A 4,924-nucleotide genomic window follows, 5' to 3' on the forward strand; every position below is an offset into this window, starting at 1 on the left:
TTTTTTTAATTATGGTTCGGAAAAATAAAATTTTCCTCAACCTCAAAAATTTTTTATTGTTTTGTAGTTTATCAGTGGGTTAGAGGTTCTATAAATAATTTTCGTTATTCGTTTAATAATTTAAAAATAAAAAGGAATAAAATTAGAAAGGCAATGATGAATAAATGCCCTTCAATATGTAAGTTGCTGTATTCCAATTAGTAATGGTGCCTAATGTATTATCATAACTTGTTGCATCGGCATTATACCATCTACCATTAACATATAGCTGTGCCCAGACGTGTCCATATGTATTCCCACTGTTAAATGTACAGGTACCGTGTACGTATCTCGCTGGAATCCCTGCTGCTCTTGCTAGTGCTACCACAAGATGTGAATGGTCTACACAGTTTCCCCTCATATCATGTAGAGTATTTACTGCTCCACGCAATGTATTATAGTAGAATGAATAAGCCAGGTTATCTCTAACATATTCAAATATCCTTACCGCATTATTATATGTATTACGTTTTTGAATTGTTATATATGGTTGATATTCACTTAATGCTGTCTGATAATCATTATAATCCTGTAAATATTGAGTGTATGTCTGATTTGCTGCTAAATAATTGTTATATGCCGTATTAGTTTCATTCCAGGCATTCCATGCTTCATTAAATGCAGTTTCGTTTCCACCGAATATTTCATCATCTAATTGAGGTTCAGGTCCGGGTTCTGGCACTTCTGTTGGTTTTTCCACAGTTTCTGGTGGTTCTGGTGCAGTATTTGGATTAGGTACTGTAACATTCTCTAAAACGGTTATTGAATTCATTTTTGACACTATTTCAGAAGTAATATTACAATTGGCAGTTGAGTACATACATTCCTCGGGAGGAACATCCCTTACTTTATACGTCCTGTAAACATATTTGTAGTAATATTTATAGTAATATTTGTAAACGTACTTTGTTTTATACTTTGTTCTCCATTTTCCCCTTTTTTTGTACTTTACTTTTACTTGCACTTTTACTTTTTTCCTTACTTTGTAATAGACTTTGACTGCATCTTTGACAGTTACTACATAATCTGCTTTTACTTTTAAAACGTTATTATGTTCATTCAAACCGGTTACTGCATTATTTTCCGATGCATATTGGTTTTCGGTATCTGCAGATAAAGGAAAAAGACACATTACTATGCTTAATGTTAGAAGCAACGCTGAAATCCATAGTCGCTTAATTTTACCGCCTCCATGCCCTGATCGTCAAATAAATTATTTAAAACATCTCAGGACATTAAAATATTCAAATTTAAACTATATATAAATCTTTTGATTTAATTTTGAATAAAAAGCCGTAATTAAGCTATTTTTTGAGTTTAAGACGAAATAATAAATGATTATAAAGTCTAATTAATAATAATATTCTTTATTTCCTGTTTTTAATGATATAATTATATTTAAACTTATTTTAAAAAAATAAGAACTGATTATGACTTTTAAAATACATACTTTTTTGATAATAAATTTTAAAGGATACGCGCATAACTAAAATACGGCCCATACTGGTTAAAAATAAGAATTGCAAATAGTAATCATCATTAAATAAAACATGGCCCAATCCACTTGATTTAACAGAACTATAAACATTTATATCATAAATTAAATGTCAAATAAAAGAAAAAAAAAAATTTAATTCATTATAAATGCCTAATATCCGTATTCTGCTTTTTCTGGTATCATATCTTTGAGATCCATGTAAAGATATGTAAGGACCAGTATAAAATAAGGTACAAGGGCAATATTTACTATTCCAGTTAAAAATGATCCAATATATGGTATTAAACCTAAGATCATCCCTATAGCAAATGAAATAACGAAATTTATAACACTTACTACAAATACCTTAAGTTTATTACTCCAGAATACATTGAAACTATCTTTAATGGATTCAATAACTGATTTTGAACCTACTACAATTGATTGATTAACAACTGCCAAAGCTAACGCCAGAAAAATTCCGGCAACAATAAATATTAATCCTCCAATTATTAACACTGCAAAGGCCATGTTTGAATTTAAACTTAATAAAACAAAGCCTATAATTGCAGGTATTGCAAGCAGAATTACTAAAATATAGATTATAATATTTACTAAAAACACCCTGATAAAATATTTCTTTCCATATTCCATGGCAGTTTCCAGATTTGACCTTCCTGTTTCTATTATTTTTTTAGCCATACCTATAGTAGCAGCTCCTAAAAAAGAAGATATTAAGCCAATCAAAATGAAAAGGAATAGCCCTATCACCCCAAAAATTACTATATTTGTTAATGTAAATATAGAAGCCAAATTGTTTGGATCAGCTTGCCCTGCAAATAAACTAGGTCCTAATCCTAAAATAAACAAAAGTGCACCTATAAATCCTATTAAAAAAAATAATACAAATCCAACAAGTTGTGGAACCATAATAATCAAATTTTCTCTAAAACCATCAAAGGATTTAGAATAATAATCGCTTATATCCATAAAATACCTCCATTTAATTTTTATAATATATAGTAATCAATAATATAAGTATTATTACCTAAAAATCAGGAATAATCTCTTTTAAAAAAAAAAAATTAAGATTTCCAATATTTAACTTATTTAAATTGTTCCTATTAGAAATCATATCAAATAAGAAAATAATAGTTAAATATTGAATAACTTACTATTTTTAATAGCCATATTCTGCTTTTTCTGGTATCATATCCTTAATATCCATGTAAAGATAGTTTAATACCAGCGTGAAGTATGCAAACATTAATCCAGATACTATAACAGTTATAAGTGCACTTAAAATAAACCCAATAATAGGTATAATGCCTATAAATGCGCTTATAAGTCCTACAACAAAACCTATGGCAACGCTAATTAGAAGATTTATAATTAGCACTACGAGTACTTCAAAGAAGTTATGTTTAACTGATTTAAAACTATCTTTAAAGGATCCAATAATAGATTTTTTACACACAATAACAGACTGAAATGTAAATATAAAGAACAAATAAACAAGAATAAATAATATTAATGTGATTAGTCCTCCAATTACTAGCCCTATTATGCTTAAAGCACTATTAGAATAAAGTGTTATTAAAATTACACCTACTAAAAGAGGTATTACAGCAATAAAATTGAAAATTACAAATATAATGTTTACTGCCAATAATTTTAGTAAATATTTTTTCACATATTTTAATGCAACCCCCAAATCAGGTTTTTCACCTAAAACTATTCTTTTAGACATTCCAATAGTTGTAACACTCATAATACATGATATAATCCATGAAATAACAAAAGCTATTATCATTATTCCAAAAAATGTCCAGATAGCCCCTAAATCAGGAGTATTCATCATCGGCACCGTACTCTGGGTGTAATCCATAATATTAATTCCAAAAAGATCAATCATCCCATAAATCACTGTTACATTAACAATAGCATATATAATAAAATATAAAATTACTGCCTGAATTCCAAGCAAAGGATTCTTGGTAAATCCCTTAATGGACTGTGAATAATAATCACCTATATCCATAAAATACCTCCATTTATTATAATTAAAAATAGTGATCAGTTATATAAATAATATATTATTTTATTCTGCAAGGTATATTACTGAAAATTAAAATAATCAGGTTACTTTAAAGTTAAAAAAATTAATTATATGGCCATTATACATTTAAAAATAAATTATTTGTTGAAAAAACGAAATTTAATATAATAATGTTTGAAATCAATAAATGAACTTTATTTTTCTATTTTCTGCCAGAAGGTTGTATTATTTTCTTTAAATAATTTAACATAATTTTTACGTTCTAAATTCCTTAAAATGCTATTAAAATTATCAAAAGAAAGCTCTTTAAACCCTATATTCAATATATGATTATAATGATCTTCTGTGGTACCTTTATCTCCCTTCAATAATTGATAAACCTGAGATTGGAAAGAAGTTAAGTCTTTTTTAGGTCTTGCAGTAATGGCATCGAAGTGAAGCTTAATTTTTTTAAGTTCTTCCATTTCCGCATTTTTTTCACCTATAATTCTAGTTAATTCATTTATTTTTTCTTCACTCTTTTTTTGGCTATCTTCAAGTTCTTTAATCAATTGATCTTTTTCTTTTATCAGTACTGAATCCACCTTGGACTTTGATTCATTCTGGCACTTTTTAAGGTCAATCTTTAGTTTACTAATCTCCAGTAAACATGCTTTAACCAGTTGCCTCAACTGTTCTGTTTCTTTATCTTTCAAGATAGGCATATTATCAACATAATTTATATTAGAACTTATTTTTAAGTTTAATGATTTAAGTTTTCAATAATATTATATTCTACCAATCTCTTAAATTTTGAATACATGATTTTATAAATTATTATAAAATAATCGCGGTCTAATGGCTATTTAAAGCCAATTAATAATTGATCCATGTTTAATCAATATAAATCAAAATTAATACATCTAGAAATATAAAAAATAATATATTTTTAAGTTTTTGAATTAAAAGATTTTATTTTATTAATTAATTCCTCAAATCCATTAAAGATTTCATTTTCATACCTCAAAATAAGTAGAGAAACTGAAATTCCAAATAAAGCACCGAAAATCACATCTAAAGGATAATGAACTCCAAGATAAATTCTTGAAAATCCAACTAAACATGCTAAAGCCATAAAGATGTACAGATGGCCGTATTTTTTGCCGAATATTGTACAAACTGCAAATATTACAACAGTGTGTCCTGATGGGAAAGAATAATCTGTTGGACTGAAAACCGTTGAACCCATATCTGCCAATAAATTGATCCCATAATGAACAACAAATGGTCTTGGCCGTTCAAAAATGATTTTTAAAACTTCATTTGCAAAAAAACTTAATACTACTGCCAAAATACATAAAATAGCAACT

General features: G+C 27.4%; 5 protein-coding genes. All 5 read right to left on the bottom strand.

Going from position 1 to position 4,924, the window contains the following annotated elements:
• Positions 1–142 precede the first annotated feature (142 nt).
• Complete coding sequence (locus QMD61_11465; protein ID MDI6725251.1) at positions 143–1,195, bottom strand: transglutaminase-like domain-containing protein; 1,053 nt, start codon at positions 1,193–1,195, stop codon at positions 143–145.
• A 492-nt stretch (positions 1,196–1,687) separates the two neighbouring features.
• A complete protein-coding gene (locus tag QMD61_11470) occupies positions 1,688–2,506 on the bottom strand; it encodes a hypothetical protein (GenBank protein ID MDI6725252.1) in 819 nt (272 codons plus the stop codon).
• A gap of 190 nt (positions 2,507–2,696) precedes the next feature.
• Positions 2,697–3,557 (bottom strand): hypothetical protein, encoded by an 861-nt coding sequence (locus tag QMD61_11475; GenBank protein MDI6725253.1) that lies wholly within the window; start codon positions 3,555–3,557, stop codon positions 2,697–2,699.
• Positions 3,558–3,769: 212 nt separating this feature from the next.
• Positions 3,770–4,279 (bottom strand): hypothetical protein, encoded by a 510-nt coding sequence (locus tag QMD61_11480; protein MDI6725254.1) that lies wholly within the window; start codon positions 4,277–4,279, stop codon positions 3,770–3,772.
• Between the two features lie 224 nt (positions 4,280–4,503).
• The coding region (locus QMD61_11485; protein MDI6725255.1) for a phosphatase PAP2 family protein at positions 4,504–4,924 on the bottom strand (421 nt) is incomplete at its 5' end.

The sequence above is a fragment of the Methanobacterium sp. genome, from assembly GCA_030017655.1.
GTDB lineage: Archaea > Methanobacteriota > Methanobacteria > Methanobacteriales > Methanobacteriaceae > Methanobacterium_D.

Bases quoted from the DNA above. Each gene is read 5' to 3' on its own strand.
- QMD61_11475 (MDI6725253.1), bottom strand. From the start codon at position 3,557: ATGGATATAGGTGATTATTATTCACAGTCCATTAAGGGATTTACCAAG.
- QMD61_11470 (MDI6725252.1), bottom strand. From the start codon at position 2,506: ATGGATATAAGCGATTATTATTCTAAATCCTTTGATGGTTTTAGAGAA.
- QMD61_11480 (MDI6725254.1), bottom strand. From the start codon at position 4,279: ATGCCTATCTTGAAAGATAAAGAAACAGAACAGTTGAGGCAACTGGTT.